We start from the raw sequence: 25468 nt of genomic DNA on the forward strand, positions 1-25468 counted from the left end.
AATGGGTGCGATTTTCCTTTCAGCCAGTATCCCTGTAGTCGGAAGGGGGCAGTATTACGAGACCGCTGATCCATTCCTGATCCAGTGCGCCGTTCGTGAGATGGCCATTGCTACCGTTCGCAAGCACAAGATTGTCTGGGGTGGCCATCCTGCCATTACCCCGATGATTTGGAGTATCTGCGAAGACTTAGGGGTTGAATACACAGAGTCTGTTGTTTTGTATCAAAGCCGCTTTTTCGAAGGCCGCTATCCGGAAGAGAACCAGCGGTTTGATAACGTCGTTTATACCGATCCTGTCCCCGGCGATATTCAAGCTAGCTTGCAATTGATGCGGGAGGAAATGCTCTCTCGTGAGGATTTGATTGGTGCTGTATTCATTGGTGGTATGGATGGTGTTGAGGTCGAATACGAGATCTTTAAGCGGTTCAATCCTGAGGCTTTCGTTCTCCCAGTTGCTGCTCCAGGCGGTGCAGCGCTCAATCTTGCTCGCGACAAAGGTTACTTTGATGGGCCGGAGCTAGATGACATAGATTTTGCCACACTCTTCAATCGTTATTTGCCAGTTTAATCGAAACGGGGGAGAGTTGACCTACGAAAATTGCGACTGGCTCAAGGCGTGTAATCGATATGCCTATGGAAAATGGCAGTGGCCGGTATCTACGCCCATTTGTCATCTGGAATAGCTAAAATTGGTCAAGGAATATCATGTACCTCGGATTTGAACTTGAAGACTACAAGCCACTGGAGTACGTGTCGCAGAAGGAGGTAGATGAATACAAAGCGCGCGCACGCAACCTCAATATCCAGGATCTGGCAGAATTCGTAGTGACTCGACTACAAGGCCATGATGTTCTCGATGCCAAGGGACTCGCGGACATACTATTTCCAGCGAAGCAGGCTCACATTTTTCTCTCTCATTCCCATAGGGATGAAGACAACGCGATAAAGTTCGCTATCGCGATGGAAAGGCGAGACGTCAAGGTCTTCATTGACTCATGCGTGTGGGGATCTGTGGACGCTGTTTTAGACGTTGTGAATGAGAAATACTCTGACTCCGAAGTCGTTGGCGATCAGAAATATTTCTCGCACAGAAAGTGTGATTTGGCGTCAGCAGCTGTGCATATGCTGCTGACGACTGAGCTTAATAGAATGATCGATGATACCGAGTGCTTCGTGTTTTTTAATACGAAGCAATCTGTTCCGATAAGGCAGCAAGGGCAGGAGAATGGCAGGATGCTAACACTGTCTCCTTGGATCTATTCGGAACTGTCTTTCAGTGCGCGGGTGCGTAGTAGAAAGCCCTCTAGAAAACGGTTGCCGAAGCCCAGTAAGTTTCGTGTTGCTGAAGATTGCATGCAGAGTGTATTTCATCTTGCGAGATCCGCTGTCTTTGGATTCGACGCAGACTCCGATCATCTTCCCACGATCACAGGTGAAGAGTTAAGGACGCACTTCCGGCATACGCGTTATCGAGGAAGTTTTTATCTTGACTCACTCTATTACCAATACGAGCTTGAGGAAGCGTTTTCCGAAAGGGCAGTTGACTCTGCATTAATAGATTAGCCTTGAGGCGAGCGTGAGGGGTAGCTGGATCCTTATGGTATTATTCGCTTAAACTGATCTGCTAAGATCGGCTAAAGTGAGCCGTGCATCCCAGTTTTCTGCTGCGATAGAGTGGGAATTGAGCAATGGATTGCGATCAACTGGTAAACGACCTCCGGGACTACATGGCTTCTGAGCAAGGTTCTCGCGAAGCTGCAATCCAGTCGCTATTCGAAGGGTTCGTTAGAGACAGTGAGCTAGTAGGGCTCGCCGCACATCTTCAATTGTCTGACGATACGGCCTTAAAGTCAGTGATCAGGGAAATCTCTGGGCGACAAGGCGTAATCAATCGGCTTCAGGAGCGCCTCCGGAAGCTGCGCAACGAGCGGCAGGTTAGCCAGGCGGTACCAATGCGACCAGGCAAGAACAAGGGCTCGCTTTTGAGAGAGCTCACCACTCTTGTCGCCGCTGCTGACCTGCAAGCTGCGGAGCGCTTGCTTCTGACTGCGCTGGAAGAGGGGCAAGACCCGGATTATTTGACCCTGTTGGGGCGGGTCTACACACTCCAGCATCGTCCCGTAGAAGGGGCTAGGGCCATACAATCAGCTGATGCAATTCGGCGTCAACAAGGTGCGTTCGTCCTTGATCGCACTATGAGCCTAGACCATCACAACCCAAGCGCAGCCGATTTGGATTTCATCCAAGAGAATGCGCGCCAATTCGCTCCTCTGGAAGACGAGACCTTTGAGTTTCGGCATTTTCAGACTGACAGCGCTAGTGTCCGGGTGGAGCCGACCGCTAGACCGAATGATCGTGATGCGGATGGCGCCGGCAGCGGGGAACAGCCGCATCGAGCGAATTGCACGAAGGAGCCCAAACGCCGGCTTAGCTTAAACCCAGCGGGGGTTAACTCGCTTAATCGCGATGCTAGTACACAGACCCACAGCGCGAGCGTCCGGGTGGACTCGGCCATTCGACCAAATGGCCGTGAAGTAGATGGTGCCGACAACGCACAACAGCTGCATCGAGCAACTGGCACGAAGGAGCCCAAGCGACGGCTCAGCTTAAATCCAGCGCGGGTTAACTCGCCTAAAAGCGATGCCAGTACACAAACCCACAACGCGGGCATCCGGGTGGATGGCAGTAAACAAGCTCACACTCTCGGCACGCCGGATCCTTCCCCGTGGTCGACTTCATCAGTCGACAGCACCCAAAAAGCACATATAGATCTCTCTGCGGAGCCAGCCCCGGAGGTCGAGGTAGACGTCTCCGCAAAGATATTGAGCCGTTTCCTGGCCGACGAACCGGTGCCTGGTGCGTTGTCTGATTCCCGCGACGTTGATGCGTTCTACCTCGACCAGATTGAAGATGATGGCTCTATAGGTATGGGGGACATACCGTACTCGGAGGATGCCGACTTCGACCCAAACCTCGCAGCGGAATTGGCTGAGCTAGAACTGTACGGCACCACGAGAGCGCGTGAAGACAAATCCCAAAGGGACAGTGAGTACCTGAAGGACGCTGATGACGAGTTCGCTTTCTATGCATTCGATCCAGACACTGTATTCGACAATGACAAGTATCAGGTCGAGCCCGTTGGGGGCAATTCAGAGAATCGGATAACGCGTGAGGAGCGTGCGAAGCAAAAGGCCGTAGAACTTGTGTACAGGTACGATTGGCCGCATGGAACGCTTCCCCTGATTCAACAGATTTACATCATGAGCGGATGGGGCGCGACCCGGGTGGCATTGGAACGAGCGATCGATGAAGGGCTGACTCCTGAGGAGCTCGTGCTCGCTGCGCACATCAAGGTCATCTGGGCTGACAATGATTTGTATTGGATCGCATTCGACAGTACTGGCAGCACCCGCCTGTCCTACCATGCGTTGTCTTGGCGCACGGCGCTGATGATTGTCCGTTCATTTGAGTCGATACCGCAGGTGGAGGAGATCGATGTGCTCTTGGAGCAGCTTTTTGAGTATTGGTACGAAAACGCCACGCTGAGGCGTGTATTCAAAGCCTTCGCGAGGTACCTGTGGTACCGGTTTGGTGATATCGACGGTGCCCTTCCCGCACGTCAGATGGGCGATTTTGACTCGCCCTATCAGCGCCCTGGAGAAGAGTACAGCGACCTTGGTATTCCGAATGATCTTGAGACAGCAAGTCTTCGGGAACTTCAGGCATATGGCGTACCGCAGATCAAAGACCCGCAAGAACCGAGCTGCTATTTCAGCGATCTCCCCGGTGGTACGGAAGAAGGTGAAGACGTCGCGTCGACTAAACAGCAAAACGATCAGCCAGCTGAACTGAATGGCGGCGAGGTTCGCTCCGATGCCCAGGTAGACACTCCTACCTCGGAGCTGGCCGGGGAAGACAATCGCGGATGACCAAGACAGCAATGGTCAGCTGCGCTACGCAAACAGACGATACAGGCTTGTCCTGCCCGACCACTCGTAAATTGGACTCACAGGGAGTACCGCATGAAGCCGCTTAAACTTACTCACGTACAGGGTTGTTGGGTTAAGCGCTTAAGCCCCGGTGGCCAAGAGGAGATTGGTGTCGTCAAGATGGCAATCCCTGAGACTGGAAAGACTCAAGTTCACTGGATTCGAGCGGGTAGTGCGAGCATCGTTGATTCTGATGCCCTGAAATCGGGATTTGTGAATGGCCAAGACGTTCTGGACGCGATGCCCGGGACAGGTGTTCGCTCGCTAGGCCTAGGCGCGATCATGCAGCTCAGAGACTTAGCTGGGAGCGAGCAGGCGCTCGTGGATTTCCCTGAAAAGGGAGAGCGACACTGGTTGCCGTACCAATACCTACGTCAGGTTAAGGGCGTCAGGCATCGGTTTGTGACCGCTCAGATGGGGGGCGAGCCTGACGCTGAGCGTGTGCGACTGCGGTTGCTCGCTCACGCCATCAAAGTATGGAATGAGAATACGGGATCCCTGTCTCACCTGGAAATTGACCCGCTGCCGCATCAAATCAACTTGGTGCATCACATCCTCGCGTCGAACAATCTGAGTTGGTTGATCGCCGATGATGTTGGTCTGGGCAAAACGATTGAAACGGGCATGTTGCTCCACGCGCTGATCCAGCGAAAGCGTGTGAAGCGCATTCTCCTGATCACGCCCGCGGGGTTAACCAAACAATGGCAAGATGAGCTGTACTACAAATTCAAGCTCGAAGACTTTGAAATCTATCATGAGGATTTCTTCGTCAACGAGCCGCGCCAGTGGAAGATGCACGACTGCGTAATTGGGTCGTTGGATCGCCTCAAGCAGCCTGATCACCTCGAAAGTCTGCTCCAAGCAGAGCCTTGGGATTTGGTCATCTTCGATGAAGGTCACCGTCTCAGTCGTCGCCAGTACGGCCTGAAGTACGAAAGTTCTGAGCGCTACGATCTCGCCAAAGCGCTTCGGAGTCGCACAGAGCACATGCTGCTTCTCAGTGCGACTCCTCACCAGGGTATGCAGGACAAGTTCGTAGCGTTGCTTGAGTTGCTGCGTCCGGAACGGCGAGAAGAGCTTCAAATGCTCAGACTCAAGCCCGAAATTCTGCGTGACATGGTTTACCGCAATCACAAGGCAGACGTTACCGATGCTGAGGGGCGCTTCATTTTTGAAGGAAAAATTACCTCTGCGCTGCAGGTATCCAGCAGCCAGGAATCGATTGACTTCGACCATACCCTGCAGCACTACCTGCGCAAAGGGTATGCCGCAGGCGAGGCTTTAGGTCAGACGGGGAACGCTATTGGCTTTGTGATGACGGTGTACCGCAAACTCGCCGTGTCTAGTGCAGCTGCGATCCACCAGGCTCTTCGGAATCGACTTCAGCGATTGCTGGACAACTTTGGTGAAGACAGAATATCCAGTGCACCGGCTGATCAGCGCTATATAGGTGAGTGGGAAGAGCAGGTCAGTGGTGAGGCAGAAGAGTTCTTCGCAGGGGAGATTCAGCTCCTCAAGCAGCTCATCGATGACGCTGCGCTGCTCATGGCGAATGATTTGAAACTCACGGAGTTTCTCGACAAGGTCATCGGGGCAATCAATGCGAAGAACCTTGAAGAGAAGGTGTTGATCTTCACCGAGTATCGAACCACACAGCGCTATCTCAGGGATGCACTGGCGGCCCGGTTTGGTGGGGACAAAGTCGCGCTCATCAATGGCTCCATGCAGCACGTGGAGCGTCGAGAAGCGATCGCTCAATTTGAGACGCAGGGTCGGTTCCTTATTTCCACCGAGGCGGGTGGTGAGGGTATCAACCTACAGAGACAGTGCCACATGATGGTGAACTATGACCTGCCCTGGAACCCCATGCGCCTTGTCCAGCGGATTGGTAGGTTGTATCGCTACGGGCAGAAGATGAAGGTCGTTGTGTTCAACATCCAGCAGTCCGATAGCCTTGATCAGGAGATCGTTGACCTGATGTACCAGCGGATCGATAGCGTTGTTGATGACTTGGCCGAGGTTCAGCATCATGAATTCAACGAAGGTCTGAAGGACGAAATACTCGGCGAATTGGTGGATCTAATCGATGTGGATGACATCCTTCAGCAAGCAACGAAGCTAGGTATCGAGCGTACCAGCGAACGCATTGACGCTGCCCTGGAGGAGGCCAAGCGGGCTGCTGAGAAGCAGAGGGAAATCTTCGCCCACGCCGCGACAAATGACATCAACGAATTGGGGGATCAAGTGGCAATTACCATCGATCATCTCCAAAGCTTCGTCACAGGCATGTTCGGCCAGCTCGGTGTTGAAATTTCTGTTCCTAGCAACGAGCCGCGGCTCTTGCGAATTCGCTTGCCTGACCTGGTCATGCAAGAGCTGGGACGCAGCAGAAAAACTTCGTCGCGTATGGATGTCACCGTTGACAGGGAGCTCGCTGCTCGTCGCCCAGAGATCCAGATGTTGGATTTGACCTCGCAATTGATGCAGTACCTGCTTGCCAAAGCATGTTTGTATGACTTTGACGGCCTGGCAGGATCTGTTTGCTCACCAAGCCTAGGGAGGGAAGATGGCGCATTGCTAGGAGCGATGCTTCGCTGGCAAGGCCCGCAGGGAAATCGTGTGCGCCAGGAGTTTGTAACTATTTTGGCCGGGCAGGGGGAAATCAAGGTCAACTCTCCAGAGGCCAGTAATTGGCTGATGACGCCCGCGCGTTTCAGTGCACAAACGACATCAGCACCCTTATCGAAAGCTCTTTTTAATGCAGCCGATGAGGTGGCCAACAAACGGCTGGCCGAGCTAAGCAATCAGTTCCTGATACCTGAAAACCTCGATTGGGCAGGAGCGGCCTGGACGTTTCCCCGCTGAATGCAGGAGCCCATGTCCCGCGCAATCCTACGAACTGGGTGCCGGCGGTTTCAAGGTGCCGGCACGCCAATTCCAGTCGCTACTCGCTCACATGAAACCTCGGCCGATTGACCTGGGAAGTGCAGTCTGTTAACACCTTGGCCAGCAAGAGTTTGAGGGCAAAAGAAAGCCCGCTGCTAGGCGGGCAAGGTCTATCACACGTAGGGATGACTTTAGGTTCACTCGCGCACCGTGAAAATTAAGTGGAAGAGAAGTCCCTGGAATGTGATGGTCGCATCGCTAAGGCGGTTCGTTACTGAACCATTCGTGCAGGTGAAATGGGTGGCCTTGCAGAGCAAGGCAGCAGGTCTGTTAAGAAAGCAGATTTTGGATAGAGCCAAGCAGGGCGCTGAGGGCAGAGGTTGACGCTGGGCGTAGCATCAGTTTGAAGGGGAGCAGACCATGCTGCCCTCCGAGCTGCAGCCAGAGAAGCTCGCAGTGATAGAAATCAGGACACCCAGGACTCAACGGTCTCTGCGCCGTAATCCGATTTCCATTCCTTCAGTGTCTTGTGGTTCCCGCCCTTGGTTTCTACCCGCTCGCCGGTGTGGTTTTTTTTGCAGACTTTGAGCTGGCGAGGCTTACGTGTAGCTTTCTCCACAACTGGGGCAGAGCGGCGTGAAGCAGGCGGATCCAGCAGGTCAATCACATTGCGCAGGCCGTAGCCGTACTCGCCGAGCAAATTGCGGAGTTTGGTCTCAAACTCAATCTCTTTTGAGGCCGTCGTCATTCTTAATGCTTTCCAGCTCGGCGAGCTGCTGGGCCAATTGTTGTTCGAGGTTTCTAAATTCTGCGAGAGGGGACATGTTTCACCTCAACAAGAAAAAAGCAGTGTACATAAGGATGACCTAGATTTCCTTCGACTCTGAAGAACAGGGGGGCTCAGCGCTTACACTGACAGCTAATCTCATCACCAATCGACTCTTGTCGGTACTTATCGACCAGTGCCTCAGCCAGTTGAACCTGCTCAAGAATTGATTTCGCATGAGGTAGGAAGGCACGGCCGGCAGGCGTTAGCCTTTGACTGCGGGTGGTACGCTCCAGCAGACAATTGCCCAGATGCGCCTCAAGCTCGCGCACGAGCTTAGCTACCGCCTGAGGGGTACAGCCGAGCGGCGCGGCTGCGGCAATGAAGGATTCGAGTTCGACCGTTTTAACGAACGTCAGCATGCTGGTTAGACGATCTATTTTCCTAACCTTGAGCAGTTTCTGTATCTGGCGAGCTCGCTTGGTCACCGCTAGGTGGAGCATCGACAGATTGAGGCCTTAAGATTTTTCGCCAATCCAATGTTTCGTCACCCGTGAATAACTTCTCGATGGTAAGCAGGCCTGCATGACCAGGAAAGTTGCTGACTGCAGAGCTAAGTAGTGCGCGGCTTTGCTCGACGTTAGCCAATTTTCGATAGCGCTCGGCGAGAGTGAGACTGATGGCTGCCTCGAAAAGTCTTGGCACTCGCAGACCACTTGGCTTCGATCTTTTTTTGAAGAAGTCGTCGTGGGCTTGGTGGTGAACCTGAAGATCCCAATGTTCGGCAGGGTCGATAGCGTAAGAGAGCAGCACAAGCGCCTCACCTGACGGCGTTTCCAAGTACTTCTGCATCGTCTGGTGTACCGCCTCGTAGTTGGGAGTGCGGCATTCTTCGGGAACGTTAATGTTGAATAGAATATGCAGGGCTGCCATCGCTGGGAGATCGTTCTTCGAGGCTTGCGGTATGAGGCGTTCGATCTCCAGCAGCACTGGACGTAGGTCGGTAAGCTGGGCTCCTTCACTACGTGTTTCGATGGCGGCTAACTGCACAATGAATCCCTCAAGGCGTTTACGCGACTCACTGGCAGATCCTAAAGGATTTGCAACCCAGTACTCTGGTGCCAGCGGCATCACAACTACACCAGCTCGCTCCAGGCGGTAGTCATAGATTTCCCGATCAAGCTTGGTGCTTTGATTAATGAAGGATCTGATGACATGGCGGGTCAGACGGGCTAGACCTTGGAAGGTCAGAGTGGGCTGCCGGTCAACATAACTGACCTCTGCATGGCCATGAGGGAGTGTGAGTTCGTCGGGCAGTTCAAGCACCTGGTGGACGTACTTTGATCGCAAAAAGTAAGCCTGCCGCAAAGCCTCCACAAGGTCGCATTGAGCAATAGCATAACCTACCAATGCGTCACCCGTTCTGTAATAGCTTTCGTCAACATGGTTCAAGACGAACTCTCGATACCGGCGGCCGAGAGCAAGATGTTCCGTCGTCAATATTGCAGCCCTGACCTCCAGTCCCACCTCCGATTCAACGCATTCAAGCGCTTCGTCAATGGGGACGCGTTTGCGCACGTCCACGTCCTCCCATGTCGAGCTGTAGCCATCAAAATCCTGTGCGAGGGATTCTATGGCTGAGACCATCAAGGTGTAAGCAAGGCCTAGATCGTCTCGGATCCGATGGATGCCGGCCACATAGGTCTTGATTGCTCTCATCGCGCCTAGGTAGACCCGGCGTTCAACGCCCACCAGCTGTTCACAAAAGTCGACCAGCTCCTGCGCGTCTAAGTCCGTGATATAGAGCTCAGGGTCAAAGCAGCGTCGAATGAACTGTGAAGGTGGATGATATGAGCTAAGCCCAGGCTCTCCATTAGTCAGTTGAGCAGTGAGCTCTGGATCGGGCGTGACGATCGCATTGAGCGCGAACGAGGCCACGGCTGAAAAGTCTTGTATGTAGGGCTGGACGTTGTGGGAAACCAGTATTCCCGAAGCTTCACCGGCCTGCTCCATATTCTCCAGCAGCTCATACACCAAGGCTTGGCTTCCCTTCCTACCGTCGGTGCTGCGCAGCGTCCCAGCTTTAGTGACGATGTCGTCACGCCAAGGAAGCTTCAAATTTGTGTAGAGCACACCGCGTAGCTGGTTGGTTCTTCCAATGCCCATCGAAAACAGCTTACCGGTGTTGATCTGCAGCATCGAAAGCTCCTAGCAATCCTATGAGGGGCAGTCAGCCCCGGCTCACGCTGATCATACCCTGGCCTCGCGTGTTGGGCTTTGTTTCGATCTGAATACCAGTCCTGTCCGGTTACGCGCATTTATTCGAGCGGTGCGCTTTGGAAGAATGCAATACATGCATCCGTACCTCTGGCCTCCTACGTATTAACGCGGGCGAGCGGGCGGACAGGACTTCCAGAGCAACCGCAAGATGACTGCCAAGGTATTGAGGCAACTGATCGACAAGACTGACATCCCGTGCGTGACCACTCAGATGGGTAAGTCGTAGTGGACGAGCTTCACACTCGCTTCTTGGGTAATGCCGCACTGTCTGCAGGCGACTTCGTTCACCGCGCGGTGGAGGCCGGGGATTTAATCGTCAACATCGGCCACGACGTGATCGAGAAGCCACCGTTCTCCATGATGCGCGGCGGTACTGAGGTCGTTCATGTCAGCTTTCGCTCTGCCGAAGTCGATGCCGTGTACTTTCCCCAGATTGAGGTGGTGGGCGACATCGCCAACGCGGTATGGCAAATCAGCGAAGCGCTGGACGATACATCCCATTGGGACTTCACCCGCTTGATGACCATTCGTGAGGCCAACGAAGCCCAGATTGTCGAAGGTGCGGACGATGATTGCTACCCTGTCTACCCACAGCGGCTGGTAGCCCACATCCGAAAGGTAGTCATCTCGCTAGGCCAGTAACCCCGCTTGATCAAAAAAGGAAGCGGCCTCGGGGTTGCTTCCTTTTTTGCGTTGAGATCACAAGCTCTGCTCTTCGATCGATTCGGAGGCTGGCCAAGTGCTACTTCTTGGTTGAATTTGAGTATAATCCCCACCTCTATCGCTGGCTCGTCCAACTGCCACTGACCCAGACGCATAGCGGTAGCCCTCCGTGATGCAGCGCCGCCGCTTGGCGCTATGAAATTCGATTAAGGATGATTCGATGTACGTAGGTTTTGAGTTAAATAGTTATGAACGTCTGACCGAGCCGTATCAATTTGAAATTGAGAATTTTCGCCGGCAAGCGAAGGGGCGTTACGATGGACTATCCGAATACCTGATTGGTGTATTTAAAAATAAGGACGTCATTGATGCTCAGGCAATAGCTGAGCACATTTTTCCTGATCAGGATGCTGATGTATTCTTGTCTCATTCTCATGGTGATGAGGATAAGGCGATAGAGTTGGCAGTGTCACTGCAAAACAAGGGTTTAAAGGTATTTGTTGACTCTTGCGTCTGGAGGCATTTTCACGAACTACTTGATGACCTCAATCAACACTATGCCGAACCTGTGGTTGATGGAAAGCGAACGGTTTATAGTTATCGTAAGGCAACAGACATGGCGGCGGGGGTGCATATGATGCTGAACGGTGCTCTTCATAAAATGATCGCTCGATCTGAGCTCTTTATTTTTTTGGACACCGAACAGTCAATCCCCCTTGAGGACTATGAGAGCTATGATAGAACGTTTTCTCCGTGGATTTACTCTGAACTGGAATTTAGCTCCCGCGTGAGATATACCACGCCAGAGCGACGCTTCACTCTTTCAGCTGAGTCAGTAAACGGCCTTGAGCATCTCATAAAATCAAGCGCGTCGGCAAAAAAGGATGTTCTGCTCGCATATAAAGCGTTCAATCGCCATCTACCTAAAGTCACAGGAGCTGAACTCCAAAATTGGTATGATCAGCGTGACGTCCAAGTTGAAGAATTGACACGTGCCGAGACGACACTGAATGCCCTGTACGATACGTTAGCCTTGGAAGAGAGGTTTAATGACTTAAAATACAGGATGAAAGAGGAAGAGCAAGCTAGCCGTGAACAGTAAATCTTGCCATAGGCTGGGTGAACGCCGCTCGAGTCACTACGGAGATCGAAATGTCGTATTTCACACAAGCAGAAGCACGGAAGGTCGGACAGCAGGCTCTACGTGGCGGCCGTAGTGCCATTGATGCAATTAAGAATGCCCAGAAGAACTACAAGGTAACGGAACGATTCGACATCTTCCTCTCCCACGCTATGGTGGATGCGGAGCTTGTCCTTGGGATCAAAATTCTGCTGGAGGAGGAAGGCAAGAAGGTCTATGTTGACTGGATTGATGACCAGGCTCTGGATCGCAATCGCGTTACGGCCGACACCGCCGAAGTCCTGCGCCACCGCATGCGGCAGTGTGAAAGCCTTCTCTACCTCGCCACTGAGAACGCTCCTAAATCCAAGTGGATGCCATGGGAACTCGGATACTTCGATGGTTACAAGAATGGCAGTGTATCTGTTCTACCAGTAATTGACGAATCGGACTCCCCCTTTGAAGGCCAGGAGTACCTGGGACTTTATCCAGTTGTCACAAAAGAGATGGTCATACAGAGCAACACGAGGCCTGCCTTAGGTCGCGGAATTCGCCGTCCTTACGGCTCACCTTTAGACGTTGGATTTCCGTTTTCACCTGAATTGCCAGACTTGCCTAACTTTCCCTTTGGAGGGCCCAAGATTTTCTGAGGGAGCTGGTGGGCAGTCGAACTCGCTAGAGGCTGCAATCAGCAGCCTCTAGCTGGCAACCAGGTAAACAGCGGAAGCACAAACTCGCCGAGCTCCTCCATGGTTTCTTTCACAGGCCGGCTCGACACCCGCATGTTTAAGGCGACATGCGAAAAGCCATCGCGCAGAGGGAGCACGATACCTGCGGTACTGATCGCAATGTATCGCATCGCCGCGGCAAGCCAGCCGGCACAGACACAGGATCATAGATCTGGCCCACATCGCCGAACGCAGGATCCCGGAAGGGTACATCTCTGAGCCAAAGCGCCGCAAACCGAGCTCATCAGCCAGTGTGGCCAGCGCAGTGAGGTTTCGCATCGTCGGGGTGTCGCTGCGTGGATAGCCTTCAAGGGGGGGGGTAAGCAAGCCAAAGGTCAGCTCACCTGGCTTGAATACCTTGTCGAATACGCTAGCTGCCGGCGTAGCCGCGAAATTTGTATAGTCGAGCATGGGCTTACCTCTTGAATGTGTTCAGCGCAACCGCTTACGTTTTTTCAAGGGTATCGATCGTTTGGGGTTGTGCTGCCAAGCTGCCGAACGAGTTACTGGCGTCCACATACCTCAACGCAGATTTCATATCCCGCCATCCTACATAGCTCATCAGGCCTTTGATGTCCCAGCCGTTCGCGGATGCCCAGGTTGCAAAACCCCTGCGCATCGAGTGGCTGCTGTAGGTCGAGGCAGGGATGCCCGCAGCTTCCAGAATTCGTCGCAGCAGAGGAATCATGCTACTGGCCCTGAAGCCTGTATCAGAAAGGTTTCCCCAGCGATCAAGCTTGCGGAACACAGGCCCATCCGCAATGCCTGCAACGGTGATCCAGTTGATATAAGCCTCAACTGGGCAGAGCTGGTTCAGCGCCGGCGTATGGAAGGTGCTGCCATGATGTGCGCGATCGGTCTTGGAATATGGCAAGTAGAACGTGATCCCCACGCCGGCTTCTGCCTGGGTCGTCTCGACTCGCAGCCTTGCCAGCTCATCGCTACGAAAGCCCCGCCAAAAGCCAATAAGCAGTAATGCGGTATCGCGACGGTGCCGCATCAGGCTGCGGTAATCACCTGCCTCAACTGCCAGGCCGGCTTGCTTATCCAGCCAGTTAACCGCTTTCTGCAGATGGCGCAGTTGCAGGGGAGCGGCCTGCTTCTGCTGCGCAGGATGAACGACGCGAATACCTTTGAGCATCTGCCGAACCTGAGGCGACTTGGTCGGGTCGGGGAAGCCTTGTGTGATGTGCCATTGAGCCAGGGCGGCAAGTCGCTGCCTCAACGTGCTGAGCGCGAGCGTCTCTGCATACTCCGCCAGATAACGAACGATCCCCTCGGATGTTGCCGGCAGAAAGCCGCCCCACGTTGATTCATAGTGTTCTACTGCTGCTCTATAGCTTTTGCGGGTGTTATCCCGCGTACACGCCGTCAGGTACCGCTGAGCCTTGTCCATCTGTCATACCTGCCATTCGCACCCCGCCTAGGCACGATTCTGAGCTATTTCATCCCATAAGAACACATAACTCTCCATTATTTACTCTTGGATTTTAGGTTGGTGTTGATCATAAAATGAGCTACGATGTCATGTATAAACGTGTTATGTAACACATTACGAAATCGTAGGAGAGACCATGGCCCGCGGCGGCATTAACAAGGCTCTAGTGCAGAAGGCGCGCGCTGCGCTGCTTGCCCGCGGGGTAAATCCGAGCATCGACGCAGTGCGCGTCGAACTTGGCAATACAGGGTCGAAAACCACTATTTCGCGGTATATGCAGGAGCTGGAGTCCACAGATGTGCGCCCCCAGTCTCATCCAGACCGTCTGAGTGACGAGCTATCTGCAATGGTCAGCCAGCTCCTAAAACGCGTGCTGGAGGAGGGCAATGTGGCCCTGGCGCAGGAGAGGCAGATTCATGAGCAGAGCATCGCAGCCAGAGATCAGCGTGTTAGCGAGTTGGAAGCTGAGCTCAAGAAAACCAGGCAGGTCGTAGCTAGCCGAGACGTGGCATTGGCGGCCCAGGCTGAAGAATTAAAAACGTCCCAGTCTTCACTCCAAGCGGAAATCACACGAAACGCTCGTATCAGTCAAAGCTGCGCCGATCTGGAGCTGCGGATACAAGAGAAGGATGAGCAGATACGGTCACTGGAGGAAAAGCACGCACATGCCCGTGATGCGATGGAGCATTACCGCTCTGCGATCAAGGAGCAGCGCGAACAGGATCAGCGCCGTCATGAAACCCAGCTACAGCAATTGCAGCATGAGACCCTGCAACTCCAGCAGACCCTGATGGTTCGCCAAGACGAGCTCACTCGTCTCAATCGTGACAATGAGCGTCTTCTTGGCGAGGCGCGTCAGCAAAGCAAGCTGGCGCTGCAAAGCCAAGATGCGATCAAGCAGCTGGAAGGGGATCTGGGGCTGGCGAATATGGCTACAGCCAGGGCTGAGGGTGCGAAGGAAATGCTCCAGGAGCAGTTCACGGCCGTGAGACGTAGCAACGAAATGCTGTCAACCGAGGTCACCGAGCTTCGAGCCAATGCTGTGGTACTTGGCGAGGAATTGTCTGAGGCTAATAAGGCACTGGAGACTTATCGCAGTCAGCAGGCTAACGTGGCCACACGTCCCGAGCGACCTCAAGGTGAGTCGGGCAGAGAGGGTGATGATTCGGTTTGATTCTGCTGGCGCCTTAATCGCTCGGCGACCGAGAAGACGTTGTCTGCTGGATCCGGACGCTCGCTCTCATAGCTATTGCGCGCCAGGGCTGCAAATGACTCCTCTACGGCCTTTTCTTTTGGATTTCGATCGAGAAAGGATTTCATAGCTCTCGCGCTCACAGGGATTAATAAACAGCTAATTACATCCTGGCCATCTGAGGTGGGTCACAAACTGTTTCGAAGAGGTAATCAAGTGTGCGCTGAGCAACCTCGCTTGCAAGCGGAGCTGCGGATCCGCGCAGCACCCGGCTCACCTCCCCAACGGCGAGGTCAGCACCATGGTGGCGGTGCTGATTATGCCTGGGGTCGATTATCCGGCAATGGATCACTATGAGCCATCCATACGGGGCTGTTCATGAGGAAGCGAAAATACCTAGAGACTCACGTCGCCGCCGGTATTCACTCGCTAAGTTGAACTGGCTATAGAGCAAGTCCAGTGCAGCTTCACCTTGTACTTTCGTAGGCAGGCTAGTGATCCAACCGTGCAGACGATCGCCCGCAACGGGAGGCAAGTGCTCGTTAAACGCCCTGAAGGCCATAAGGTGCTGCATGCTCTCAAGGCTCATGTTGTTGAACCCTTTGACGTTGTCCAACGTAGCGCCCTGTAGCCTATCTCGAATTCGTTTCGGAGTGGCATGCTGAACCTGGAAGCTGAATTGCAGCTCCGAGAACAACCAAGGAGACAAGGTTCTGGCCTTGTCACCGAAACTCAAGGGAACAGATTTTTCCGATCGGACGAACACGAACATTTCGGCTTGTGCAATGGTGCGGTGAAGGGCTCCCGCCAGCATCATATGAACATCCGCATGGACGCGACTGACGTGTTCTTCCGTTGTTTCTTCATCCAACGGACGTGTCTGGGAGATGATTTTTCGCACCAATTGACCGTAGAAGCCCCAGACAGTCGAGTCTACGAAGACTTTCAGCCCGTGCTTTTCAAGCGCCAGCGCTAGATCGACAGCGTTACGCTGATCGGCGTGCGAGTGGGAGAGAAAAACGTCGTAGTGCGCTTCAGGGAAGATGGTAGAAGCCAGCGCCTCAGCGTCCAGAATGCTAGAGCGATTGTAGGTTCCCACGATGAAACCTGCGAGATCATCGATCCGCTTCTCAGCGTCGCGAAGATACAAGTGCGCATAGAAATCAAGGAAATAGCTGACCGGCTGGTACTGTTCGACTTCGAAACCTAGGTACATCAGAGAATCCCTATTCTGAAAACAGAGGCGCCATTCGGCGCCTCGCCGGTGTTACGCCTTGCCTGCCGCCTTCGCAGCAGTTTCGACCCACGTGCCTAGATTTTCACGCCCGTTATCTTTGTACCAAAGGTAATGAGTTTTACCAGGAACACGCAGGCTGCAGCACGTCGTCGTCTTCGCGTTGAGATCGGAAATTTGGCTGATGTCGATGGTCAGGATGCCATTGCCACGCGCGATGCTCTGATCGATCTCGTACTTCACATACTTGCTCTCGTTCGTGGTTGCCCCGACGAGAACAACAGTAACGCTCGTGCCGTGAAGCTGATCATCAATCCATTTCTTGATAGCGGCCTCACCCTTACGTTCGACCTCCTCAAAGTCAGCCTTGTCGATGAAACCCACCTTTTGATCCGAGGCGATGACGTTGCTGTTACGCACGTTCATCGCGCGATGCACGTCCTCGTACTGAAAGCTGAAAAATACCTTTCTTGCCATGACGATCTTCCTTTAGATGAGTGGCAGCAGGTTTGAGATGACGACGTGCGCCTGCGTCAGGTTGGTACCTGCCGCGCCCAGTTCCTGCAGCAGTGGGGTGAATTTCTTGCCGTGTTCATACCTCGTCTCTTTATCGACTGCTATCACCTTTTCCTCTTGCGCTACCGGACATTGAGCTAGAGGTTCCGTACCCACGTGCCATTGCCTCTGGTATCAAAGAGCGCAAGGCCATAGCCGTGTTTGTCGAAATCAATTTTGTTGTAAAGGCTCAGGTACTCGTTGCCATGAAAGTGGCCCTGATTGTCCGAGGTAGGAATGATGGCGATGCGGTCATGGGCCTTTTTCCCGTCAGCGAAACCGATTTCCCAAGGGCACCATCTCGACGCCATGGAGTTCTGGGTCGCCAGGAAGAGAAACCAGTCAGCTCGAACGATTGCGACCTTGATGTTAAACGCGGTTTCACCGTCCGGGATCGCAGGCATCGTGTTGTCCTGCCAATCGATGTAAACGTCCCATCCCGCTTTCTTGAGCATTTCCTGTAGTCCCAAGGCAAGCTGTGCGTCCTGATGGCTGTGGCTCAGGAATGCAGTAGGTTGCCCAGGACGCCGACTGGAGTAGGCTTGGGCAGAGCGACTAAAACTTGTATTGCGCAAATCTGACTGGCGAATCGGCATAAGGCTTCCCTTGCAATCGGCCATCAAAATGCCATCTTTCTGAAGTTGCCTCAAGCATGCGTAGTGGCTGGGTCAGCACTTGAGTAGGCTGAAACATGCAACTAAGCACAGAGGAAAGCCATGTGCTTCGCGGGTTGGCGGCCAGACCACCAGTTGCGGTGATAATCGCCCTGCGACCAAAGTATTAGAACCCCATTATCCGCTAGCCTGGTGGGGGCACGAATGCATTCCCCGAACTGATGAACGTAGGCTACATTGCCTACCGTATATCTTTGTCATTTCAACAATCTACCGCCCTACGACCACCCATTCTGAAAGGACTCACATGTACCTGCGTAGGCTAGATGTCAGCGGTTTTAAGTGTTTCGGTGAGCCCTTCACCATCGAATTCAACGACGGGTTAAACGTCCTAGTTGGCGAAAACGGCGCAGGGAAGACAGGCGTTATCAGCGCCGTAAGGCAGCTGTTCAACGACTCTGAGTCTGGCAAGCGGATGATCAGTGAGCGTGACTTCCATCGCGGTTTTGAGGCCGGTACGGTTGCATCTGAGCAGATCCACATCCAGGCCACCTTTAGCGATCTGGACGCGATTGATGCGGTGGCGTTCGAGGATTGGTGTGGACACCATGACGAAGCAAAGCTGACGTTCGAAGCACGTAACCAGGAATCCAGGGGGCGTTTCAAGCATCACTCGTATGGTGGTCATGAATACACCAACCCATTACAAACCGAGACCCTCGATCTCATACACTGTATCTACCTACCGCCGCTGCGTGACGCAGAAACCAAGCTGAGAGAGGGCAGACAGTCCAGATTGGCCCGGCTTCTCAAAGCCCTTTGTCGCAAGGATCTGGACGCTGCGCGCAAATCGCAAGAACTTCACCCCTTGGAAAAGCGAGTAGGGGAGTTCAACCGTGAGCTTGCTGGCAGCGACGAATTTACCATTAAGCTTGCCAACCAGCGCATCGGAGAAAGCCTGAAGGCTGCCCTCGGCCTGCACCTATCCCAGGGTACGGTAATACAGTTCTCGGAGGTGAGCTTCTCGCGGATCGTGGAAGGATTGCGGCTGCTCTATTTCCCGGATCTCACTCAGGTGGATCCTGCGCAGTTCCGCTCGCTTGAGGAAAATAGCCTCGGTTACAATAACCTCCTGTACATCGCGTCGATTCTGGCAGAGCTGATCCTAGAAGAAGACGAGGGGCAGGGCGAAAAGACCTACCTGCGGCTGCTACTGATCGAGGAGCCAGAGGCGCACTTGCATCCGCAGCTCCAACTGCGTCTGCTTCGACATCTCAAAACCGTCGCGGAGGGACGCGGCATCCAGGTCATCATCACCACGCATTCGACTGTGATTTCGGCTGCCGTCTCCATCAATCACATACTCCACATTTCCAACGAGGGTAGACCTCTGGCAGTGTCGCTGCTGGGCTGTGGACTGCCCGATCCCAGCCGGCGTTTTGTCGATCGGTGGCTGGATGCAACCAAGTCGAATCTTCTGTTCTCCAAGGGCGCGATTCTGGTTGAGGGCATTGCCGAGGCGATTGTTGTGCCAGAGCTCGCACGCTTCGTTCTGCGTCAGTACGGCAACGGCAAGGACTCGCTGGACGATTACGGTGTCTCAGTAATTAACCTCGGCGGCATCTATTTTAAGCATTTCATGCAGCTCTTCTGTGACGTCACAGGTGAGCAGCCTGGCGAAAACGTGCCTATCAGGTGCGCCGGGTTAACAGACAATGATCCGTCCAAATCGATTGTGTCCATTGATGATGGCAAAGGTGGGAAAAGGGATGTGCCCTACCAGCCTCATGCCGACGATTACCAGCTCGGCGAGAATCCTGCGCTGGGGCTTCAAGCCGTCATCAACCAGTCCAAATTCGCTCGTCTGTTTGCTGGCAAATACAAAACGTTTGAGTACGACATTGCCCTGGAGGGCAACAACCTCCAATCGATGATGCCAGTTGCAGCCAACCTGTGGCCGGTACCGGACGGCCCTGTGGTCAGGAAGCTGAACAGTGACGCCGAGCTTGATTTCGAATCGATGAAACCAGAAGCGAAAGCGCCATACGCGCATGCCCTACTGGAGCGCATTGACACAGATGAAGTCGGCAAGGGTGTCTACGCGCAAGCCTTTGCCGACAAGCTTGAAACCCTCGAAGGCGAGTTCGTAGTACCGGATTACATTCGCCAGGCTGTTCTCTGGGTTTGCGGCCTGCAGGAAAGGGTGGAGTAATGACTGTGATCGATGACGGGGGACAGTCCGCGGTTGCTGATGAGTTGAATTTTACGCGCGAGCAACTGGATTACCTTGATGCCCCTCTAGATCGACACGCGTACCTGAAGGCGTGTCCCGGAAGCGGTAAGACCGAGGTGGTTGCTGCCATGGTGTCCAAGGTCGTGAGCGAATGGTCTCACTTCCCCTCGGGTATCGCGGTGCTGATCTTTTCGAACAGTGCAACGGACGAGCTCAAAGCTAGGGTATACAAGCATCTACGCGAGCCCATTGGCTACCCACATATCATTTCCACCTTCGATAGCTTCGTCTTCACCCGGCTCGTAGGGAAGATCGCACGCGACCTCACTGGCTACAAAGGGAAGGAGGGGGATTACCGGATCCGTATTCTTGAAAAGTCAGCGAAGATTATCCCTACGCGCAACCCTATTTGCGGTCGACGAATCCCTGCGTGCCGGTACAACTATGACCTGGATTCAGCTCGGTTTGTTTTCTCAACCGGGGAGCGAGCGCTGGATCAGCAGCTCAATGGCGTCAACATCGACGAACCTACCCGTAAAGACCTCATAGCTACCAAGAGAAGGCTATGGGAGGCAGGCTTCGCAACCTACGGTGATATCGACATGCTCGCCCTGATGGCGCTGAGGGAGGGCAAGTACGACGCCTATTTCACCCGGGTAGCCCGCAGGTTCCCGTTGGTGATAGTGGATGAATGCCAGGATCTCTCAGAGGAGCAGCTCAGGATCGTCGAAAAGCTCCACGATCGAGGGGTGAAATTTCATTTTGTCGGGGATCTTAATCAGTCGATTTATGGCTTTCGGAGATCAAACCCGGAAAGGGTCGAGAAGCTGATGGCCAGGCTCGACTTTAAGCCGTACGAACTTACAGCGAATTGGCGAAGCGGGCAGGCGATCGTTGACTTATGCAGCAACCTACTTGGGATCGGCCGAATCAAAGGCAACCCTAAGATAGCCTCAATACCCCCGCAAATTCTCGAATACCAGCAATGTCCGTCGGAGCTGCTGCCCACCATTCGCGACCTGACCCGGCAGTACCAGAGAGTCGTGCTGGTTGCCCGCGGGCATACCACCCTCCAGCGTTTACGCAGTGGCGATGCCTTCGAAGGTATCGAGGTACTTGCAGTCTCGTTCATTAGCGCCAGCACCGGATCACTCAAGGACATTAAGGAGAGCCTTCGGACGTTCGCCAAATGGCTGACCGGAAAACTGGAGATGCAGGTAAGCCGGGCAGGGCCTTATTGCCCCGTCGCAATGGAGTCCAAGCTGGCGTGGCGGCAGTTCATCTACGAAAGCCTCAAGTTCATGGCTGCCAATGGAGCAGCCGATCCGGCAATGACATGGTCTGCCTGGGCACGGAATGCCAAGCTTGCGCTGCGCCAGTTACCTGATCAGGCATTCGTGCCCGCAGAGATTCGCGAGGATCTGGAAGGCCTACGTGAGCTGAATATAAGTGCCCGGGCCGGAGAGGGGCAAAACCAGGTCTCAGTTCGCCTTATGAGTCACGAACGCCAGGAGTACCACCCGGACAGCCTACGTTACGAGACCATCCACCAGGTGAAAGGCGAAACTCACGATGTCACGGTGCTCGTTTCATCACAGCAGCCAGGTGTTCATCTCTCGCATTGGCGTGACTGGTTACGCGATCGCAGTACGGAGGCCGCGCGGTTCGCCTACGTTGCCAGTTCGCGGCCACAACACAGATTATTCTGGGCTGTGAAAAAACTAAAACCCAAGGAACGGGAAGCGCTGACACAAATGGGGTTTGAGCTCCCGTAGCCGGAGCGACTGCCGCTCAGGAAGGAATGGGTTCGCAAGCTTAGACCAGATAACAGATGGAGTACAAATATGCTCCAGCGTCTCGAAGCAAGGGATCACCCCAGAGGGGGCGATCCTTCCAGACACTAACATGAGGAGATAACAATGGCGGACGGTGAGCAGCAGCACCACACCCGTTGGACTGATGATGTCCTGACTCCGTCCTTCTAACTCTCCCGCCGCCCCAACGAGAATGGTTTCTCGGCCAACCTCTATCTCCAAATCTTCGAGCAGGTTGAAATAGGGTCATGGCGATCCCTGCCGGAAGAGCAATGGCATCTGTTGGCCTCAATCGATCCTGGCTGGATCACCATGTACCCGATTTATACGAATCCGCATACTCAGCGCTACCGAAGCCCCAGGCACGGCAACGTACCATGCATCATCTATGAGACCAGTCATGTCCGTGATGTCCCAGACAATACTGATGATGCCCTGCTTCATATCGATCTCAACCTCCCTGGCAAGCTGTTCAACTCATGTGATGAAGGCTTAGGGCTAGTGAAGCAACTAGCTCCATTGTGGCGGGGCTTGAGGTTGATTCCTCGGGCTCACACCCTCGTTATTAGCAGTGATGGGGACACATCCGAGGAAGGAGGTACCGTATTTGTGCGGGAGGCCGAGGTCGATCAGTGCCGAAGGGCGTGCATGAGGATCTCCAGGGCCAAGCGCAGGAGTGAAACCTCGGCTCAGCTGCACTGGGTCATGCAGGAGGTCTTCCCTGGCCTCATCCCTAATCTGATCTTCACCGGCCAGCGTATCGAATCACCGAGCAAAGGAGCCGGGGCGGTTAAAAGCGCTGTGACGTACGCTGCAAGGCAGGAGCGTCGTAGCCAGCTCAACCAGGTCAAGAACAGCGTAGGATTGCTGGCGCAAGAGGCGCCTCGGGAGCTGTATGAGCTGCATGCCGAGATTGAGCGGGTAACCCTGGCCAAGATGATCGAGCGGTATCAGCAAATGCTTGGGCAAGAATTGCCCGAGAGCCACTGGCAGCGTTTCTTCGAAGACAACATGTTCATCCTGAGCATGGTGTTCGCACGCCCTGTTTCGCTTTTGCACACGCAATTTCATGCCCGCGGATCCATGATTCACGGTGCTGGCGCTCACATTGGTGACCTGCTATTAGCGCAAGGCCGTGAACTGGCGATTGTGGAAATCAAAAAGCCGTCAACGCCGCTCATGCAAAGCAGGCCATACCGCAACCAGGACGTTTACGGGCCGCATCTGCAGCTCAGCGGCGCCATCACCCAAGTGCTGCACCAACAGGGCCTCATGCGCTCGAATTGGCTCTCACACCTTCAAGATAGGGCCATGCGCGATCTGCATCCAGACACCGCCAGGTGCGTCGTGATTGCTGGCACCAAACCCACTGAGGAAAGTCGCCGTCACAGCTTTGAGCTGTTCCGCAATGCTTGTAAGGATGTGGAAGTGGTGACATTCGATGAGCTGCTGGGCAAGCTGCAACTGCTCGCTGAGCACCTTGTACCTGCGGGGCCCAAACCAGTCCCAGATGTTTTTTGAACGGGAGCAGGGCTGAGTGCTAACGCCCGGCCCGGGGGCTCAACGCGACGCAGTCCTTTGTACGAACTCATCCATATAGGATCGAACTGAAGGGCGAATCGATGCGCAGGCGTGTGACGAAATTGACGGCGGAAGGGACTTCAGACTAACAATGCAAACCTGCGTCGCTGCGCTCCGACTGCCTGTCCGAATGAGCGTGGAACGAGTGTCCGGATGACGTGGAATCCGCAGTTTATCTGGCAGGTATCTACAGCTCCCCCCAGGTTGGTGCTCTCGCTGACAAATACGGCCGCCGCCCCACTTTCGTCGTCTCGATTCTCGTCATGGCAGAAGGGCTATTGCTGACCATGGCGCCGCCAGTCGCGATCATTCTGCCTGGAATGGTGCTGTCACGTTTGGATTCTTCGGCTCCCACTCGGTTGTGAGCAGTTGGATTGGACGTCGGACGGTACGCGCGAATGGTCAGGCCTCATCCCTCTACTTCTTCTCTTACTACGCCGGATCCAGCGTAGTCGGCACCCTGGGCGGTTTTGCTTACCACGCGGGTGGATGGAATGGGGTAGTCCTGTACATAGGGGGGGTCCTATTGCTCGCCATGCTTGTGGCCATGAAGCTCCGGAAGTTGCCGGCCACTTCAACTGATTTGAGCTAGACCGTTTCCATGGTCGGGGCGTACCAGTCCTTCCAATTCAACTTATGACTACCTAGCCCCCTGGGATGGTTCGATGAAGGAATAGACTGAACTGGTTAGGAGTACTTATATACCCCATCGCCAGCACTAGCTGATAATGATCCAGGTTCCCCAAATCCGAGGAAGGCGATATTATTACGCCATCAAACAAGGACGCGACGAGGATTTATCCTCTCGAAAGCAAGGCACGACTGGAGCCTCAGCATGGATCAGCGGAACCACCAATTTTCGATACAGCTAACCAATGGGTTCATCCTGAGTGAGATGCTAGGGGTGGCTTCGTTGCGCCTGAAATTTTATGAGAAAAATTTCTTCTGAACCTCTTAGGAACATCGCATGAGTGAGCGTCAACAGGAATACGCCTTTCACCCCGCTGATTTAGTCGAATATGTGAAGGATAAGCCTATCGGTGCAGCACGCGCTGCATTGACCATGGTGCTGGAGGAAACCGATGTTTATCCAGACGTTATAATCGGTGAACTCTCAGACAATATGGAGTTTAATCAGCGCCTCCTGAAGCAACTTTCTGACGCCTTAAGGAATAACCCAAAAAAGGTTGTCAGCGGTATGTCGAATCGTATAAAGGGTGTTCAATTTGAGCGCGAACTCGGATTATGAATTTCCTTACCTATTTCGTGGGTTCTAGATTATTTGCGGAGGAATGTAGCCAATGTCTATAGGTGAAAACTCCATCGAGCTTCCACCGGAACCGGAGTTCATGCTAACAGCTCTCGACGCTCAGAAGGGAGAACCAATTCAACCCTTAGATCGTCTACTGATTATGTCAGCAGACGAGTGGGAGGTTTTTACCTTAGAGCTGGTCTATCACCTAGGTAAAGACTATGAGGTTGTTACACGCTGCGCTGGCGCGGGGGACAAAGGCCGTGACATCATCGGTCGATTTTCGACTGGCTGGGATAACTACCAGTGCAAGCATTATGGCGACAAACTAAACGTCGCCGATGTTGTGGCTGAACTTGGCAAGTTGGTATACTACAGCTGGAAAGGCGATTACATGCTTCCACGTGAGTATCGCTTCGTAACGCCGAAGGGGTGCAGCTCTGACTGCATTGACATGTTTGCCAACAAATCTCGCATCAAAATAGAGCTCATCAGTCGATGGGATAAAGCTTGCCGAGACAAAATTACCAAGACTCAGTCAATCCCTCTAGAGGGGGAGCTGCTGGATTACATCAACGGAATTGACTTCTCGTTTGTCGATGAAATGTCCTCGCTTGACCTCGTGGAGAGGCACTCCAAAACACCTTATCACTCGATGCGCTTTGGTACTTACCATTTAAAGCGCCCTCTGGTTAAAAAGTCCGCCCCGGAAGCGGTCGGCGACAATGAAAGAGTCTACATTGAAGCTCTTTTACACGCATTTTCTGATGTGACGGGCACCAAATACACACTAGCAAACATTAAGGGGGTTGAATACAAAGAAGACCTAGATCGAGCAAGAATAAACTTTTTCAGCGCTGAGTCTCTGGAAATATTCTCGCGCGACGCATTTCCTACCGGGTGCTATGAAGATCTCAAAGATGAATGCTACGAAGGCATTCACAGTGTTATCCGTCAAAAGCACGATCACGGTTATGATAGGTTCCTCGCTGTGAGTTCACAGGCCGCCAGCCTTCCCTACAGCGCTCATCCTTTGTTCCACTACATTCAGGCTTCCGACCGAAAAGGCCTGTGTCACCAGCTAGTGAATGATCAGAAGTTTAAGTGGATCAAGAGATAGATT

General features: G+C 53.6%; 19 protein-coding genes and 5 pseudogenes. 15 read left to right on the forward strand and 9 right to left on the reverse strand.

Translation table 11 applies throughout. The features are described from left to right. Position 1 precedes the first annotated feature (1 nt). From QU606_RS19405 to QU606_RS19420, 4 genes are all read left to right on the forward strand, one after another. Entirely contained in the window at positions 2-568 is a 567-nt protein-coding gene (locus tag QU606_RS19405) for a hypothetical protein (protein WP_186604889.1), read from the forward strand. Between the two features lie 137 nt (positions 569-705). Continuing rightward, entirely contained in the window at positions 706-1563 is an 858-nt protein-coding gene (locus QU606_RS19410) for a hypothetical protein (RefSeq protein ID WP_304997360.1), read from the forward strand. Between the two features lie 125 nt (positions 1564-1688). Beyond that, positions 1689-3929, forward strand: a complete 2241-nt coding sequence (locus QU606_RS19415; RefSeq protein WP_304997361.1) for a hypothetical protein — start codon at positions 1689-1691, stop codon at positions 3927-3929. A gap of 93 nt (positions 3930-4022) precedes the next feature. Then, on the forward strand, positions 4023-6854 hold the full coding sequence (locus tag QU606_RS19420; protein WP_256676671.1) for a DEAD/DEAH box helicase: 2832 nt from the start codon (positions 4023-4025) through the stop codon (positions 6852-6854). A 487-nt stretch (positions 6855-7341) separates the two neighbouring features. On the opposite strand, the pseudogene QU606_RS19425 reads toward QU606_RS19420, so the two are convergent. The 3 genes and pseudogenes from QU606_RS19425 to QU606_RS19435 all read right to left on the reverse strand — a co-directional run bounded on the left by QU606_RS19425 (position 7342) and on the right by QU606_RS19435 (position 9840). After that, a pseudogene (locus QU606_RS19425) lies at positions 7342-7699 on the reverse strand (histone-like nucleoid-structuring protein, MvaT/MvaU family). Positions 7700-7775: 76 nt separating this feature from the next. Beyond that, complete coding sequence (locus tag QU606_RS19430) at positions 7776-8063, reverse strand: LysR family transcriptional regulator (protein WP_304997362.1); 288 nt, start codon at positions 8061-8063, stop codon at positions 7776-7778. Between the two features lie 22 nt (positions 8064-8085). Continuing rightward, positions 8086-9840 carry a hypothetical protein gene (locus QU606_RS19435; RefSeq protein WP_304997363.1) on the reverse strand — a complete coding sequence of 585 codons (1755 nt, stop codon included), beginning with the start codon at positions 9838-9840 and terminating at the stop codon, positions 8086-8088. A gap of 217 nt (positions 9841-10057) precedes the next feature. Between QU606_RS19435 and QU606_RS19440 the strand changes: the two are divergent. The 3 genes and pseudogenes from QU606_RS19440 to QU606_RS19450 form a co-directional block, all read left to right on the forward strand. Further along, a pseudogene (locus tag QU606_RS19440) lies at positions 10058-10557 on the forward strand (acetolactate synthase large subunit); the annotation flags it as partial. 247 nt (positions 10558-10804) lie between these two features. After that, a complete protein-coding gene (locus QU606_RS19445) occupies positions 10805-11686 on the forward strand; it encodes a toll/interleukin-1 receptor domain-containing protein (protein WP_145015882.1) in 882 nt (293 codons plus the stop codon). Positions 11687-11736: 50 nt separating this feature from the next. Continuing rightward, complete coding sequence (locus tag QU606_RS19450) at positions 11737-12354, forward strand: toll/interleukin-1 receptor domain-containing protein (RefSeq protein WP_145015884.1); 618 nt, start codon at positions 11737-11739, stop codon at positions 12352-12354. Between the two features lie 161 nt (positions 12355-12515). Here the strand turns inward: QU606_RS19450 and QU606_RS19455 are convergent. Together QU606_RS19455 and QU606_RS19460 are read right to left on the reverse strand one after the other, a co-directional pair. Then, positions 12516-12843, reverse strand: a pseudogene (locus QU606_RS19455) (LLM class flavin-dependent oxidoreductase); the annotation flags it as partial. A 34-nt stretch (positions 12844-12877) separates the two neighbouring features. Then, complete coding sequence (locus QU606_RS19460) at positions 12878-13828, reverse strand: site-specific integrase (protein WP_304997364.1); 951 nt, start codon at positions 13826-13828, stop codon at positions 12878-12880. Positions 13829-14006: 178 nt separating this feature from the next. On the opposite strand from QU606_RS19460, the gene QU606_RS19465 reads away from it, so the two are divergent. Next, positions 14007-15044, forward strand: coding sequence for a DNA-binding protein (locus QU606_RS19465; RefSeq protein ID WP_304997365.1), 1038 nt, complete (start codon positions 14007-14009; stop codon positions 15042-15044). Positions 15045-15438: 394 nt separating this feature from the next. Here QU606_RS19465 and QU606_RS19470 read toward each other — a convergent pair whose 3' ends face one another. From QU606_RS19470 to QU606_RS19485, 4 genes are read right to left on the reverse strand one after another with little or no spacing between them, the layout of a single operon-like run. Further along, positions 15439-16278, reverse strand: coding sequence for a hypothetical protein (locus tag QU606_RS19470; protein WP_304997366.1), 840 nt, complete (start codon positions 16276-16278; stop codon positions 15439-15441). Between the two features lie 51 nt (positions 16279-16329). Continuing rightward, complete coding sequence (locus tag QU606_RS19475; protein WP_304997367.1) at positions 16330-16773, reverse strand: TIR domain-containing protein; 444 nt, start codon at positions 16771-16773, stop codon at positions 16330-16332. Between the two features lie 12 nt (positions 16774-16785). After that, entirely contained in the window at positions 16786-16920 is a 135-nt protein-coding gene (locus QU606_RS19480; protein ID WP_304997368.1) for a hypothetical protein, read from the reverse strand. Between the two features lie 29 nt (positions 16921-16949). Then, a complete protein-coding gene (locus tag QU606_RS19485) occupies positions 16950-17447 on the reverse strand; it encodes a toll/interleukin-1 receptor domain-containing protein (RefSeq protein WP_304997369.1) in 498 nt (165 codons plus the stop codon). Between the two features lie 325 nt (positions 17448-17772). Here QU606_RS19485 and QU606_RS19490 point away from each other — a divergent pair, with 325 nt between their 5' ends. The 7 genes and pseudogenes from QU606_RS19490 (at position 17773) to QU606_RS19515 (ending at position 25465) form a co-directional block, all read left to right on the forward strand. Continuing rightward, positions 17773-19677, forward strand: coding sequence for an ATP-dependent endonuclease (locus QU606_RS19490; RefSeq protein ID WP_304997370.1), 1905 nt, complete (start codon positions 17773-17775; stop codon positions 19675-19677). A gap of 44 nt (positions 19678-19721) precedes the next feature. Next, positions 19722-21473 carry a UvrD-helicase domain-containing protein gene (locus QU606_RS19495; RefSeq protein ID WP_304998637.1) on the forward strand — a complete coding sequence of 584 codons (1752 nt, stop codon included), beginning with the start codon at positions 19722-19724 and terminating at the stop codon, positions 21471-21473. 744 nt (positions 21474-22217) lie between these two features. Next, the gene (locus tag QU606_RS19500) at positions 22218-23033 is read left to right on the forward strand and encodes a Shedu immune nuclease family protein (RefSeq protein ID WP_304997371.1); all 816 of its coding nucleotides are present in this window, start codon (positions 22218-22220) and stop codon (positions 23031-23033) included. A 74-nt stretch (positions 23034-23107) separates the two neighbouring features. After that, positions 23108-23182 (forward strand): annotated as a pseudogene (locus tag QU606_RS33040) (ATP-binding protein); the annotation flags it as partial. Between the two features lie 75 nt (positions 23183-23257). Further along, a pseudogene (locus QU606_RS19505) lies at positions 23258-23685 on the forward strand (MFS transporter); the annotation flags it as partial. A 375-nt stretch (positions 23686-24060) separates the two neighbouring features. Beyond that, complete coding sequence (locus QU606_RS19510) at positions 24061-24342, forward strand: hypothetical protein (RefSeq protein WP_038450121.1); 282 nt, start codon at positions 24061-24063, stop codon at positions 24340-24342. A 52-nt stretch (positions 24343-24394) separates the two neighbouring features. Continuing rightward, complete coding sequence (locus QU606_RS19515; protein WP_038450123.1) at positions 24395-25465, forward strand: ABC-three component system protein; 1071 nt, start codon at positions 24395-24397, stop codon at positions 25463-25465. Positions 25466-25468 lie beyond the last annotated feature (3 nt).

Source organism: Pseudomonas sp. OVF7 (assembly GCF_030644265.1).
GTDB classification, from domain to species: Bacteria; Pseudomonadota; Gammaproteobacteria; order Pseudomonadales; family Pseudomonadaceae; genus Aquipseudomonas; species Aquipseudomonas gorinensis.

Excerpts from the sequence above, each read along its gene's own strand:
- QU606_RS19405 (WP_186604889.1), top strand. The coding sequence starts at position 2 with ATGGGTGCGATTTTCCTTTCAGCCAGTATCCCTGTAGTCGGAAGGGGG.
- QU606_RS19410 (WP_304997360.1), top strand. The coding sequence starts at position 706 with ATGTACCTCGGATTTGAACTTGAAGACTACAAGCCACTGGAGTACGTG.
- QU606_RS19415 (WP_304997361.1), top strand. The coding sequence starts at position 1,689 with ATGGATTGCGATCAACTGGTAAACGACCTCCGGGACTACATGGCTTCT.
- QU606_RS19420 (WP_256676671.1), top strand. The coding sequence starts at position 4,023 with ATGAAGCCGCTTAAACTTACTCACGTACAGGGTTGTTGGGTTAAGCGC.
- QU606_RS19430 (WP_304997362.1), bottom strand. The coding sequence starts at position 8,063 with ATGCTGACGTTCGTTAAAACGGTCGAACTCGAATCCTTCATTGCCGCA.
- QU606_RS19435 (WP_304997363.1), bottom strand. The coding sequence starts at position 9,840 with ATGCTGCAGATCAACACCGGTAAGCTGTTTTCGATGGGCATTGGAAGA.
- QU606_RS19445 (WP_145015882.1), top strand. The coding sequence starts at position 10,805 with ATGTACGTAGGTTTTGAGTTAAATAGTTATGAACGTCTGACCGAGCCG.
- QU606_RS19450 (WP_145015884.1), top strand. The coding sequence starts at position 11,737 with ATGTCGTATTTCACACAAGCAGAAGCACGGAAGGTCGGACAGCAGGCT.
- QU606_RS19460 (WP_304997364.1), bottom strand. The coding sequence starts at position 13,828 with ATGGACAAGGCTCAGCGGTACCTGACGGCGTGTACGCGGGATAACACC.
- QU606_RS19465 (WP_304997365.1), top strand. The coding sequence starts at position 14,007 with ATGGCCCGCGGCGGCATTAACAAGGCTCTAGTGCAGAAGGCGCGCGCT.
- QU606_RS19470 (WP_304997366.1), bottom strand. The coding sequence starts at position 16,278 with ATGTACCTAGGTTTCGAAGTCGAACAGTACCAGCCGGTCAGCTATTTC.
- QU606_RS19475 (WP_304997367.1), bottom strand. The coding sequence starts at position 16,773 with ATGGCAAGAAAGGTATTTTTCAGCTTTCAGTACGAGGACGTGCATCGC.
- QU606_RS19485 (WP_304997369.1), bottom strand. The coding sequence starts at position 17,447 with ATGCCGATTCGCCAGTCAGATTTGCGCAATACAAGTTTTAGTCGCTCT.
- QU606_RS19490 (WP_304997370.1), top strand. The coding sequence starts at position 17,773 with ATGTACCTGCGTAGGCTAGATGTCAGCGGTTTTAAGTGTTTCGGTGAG.
- QU606_RS19500 (WP_304997371.1), top strand. The coding sequence starts at position 22,218 with ATGCAGGAGGTCTTCCCTGGCCTCATCCCTAATCTGATCTTCACCGGC.
- QU606_RS19510 (WP_038450121.1), top strand. The coding sequence starts at position 24,061 with ATGAGTGAGCGTCAACAGGAATACGCCTTTCACCCCGCTGATTTAGTC.
- QU606_RS19515 (WP_038450123.1), top strand. The coding sequence starts at position 24,395 with ATGTCTATAGGTGAAAACTCCATCGAGCTTCCACCGGAACCGGAGTTC.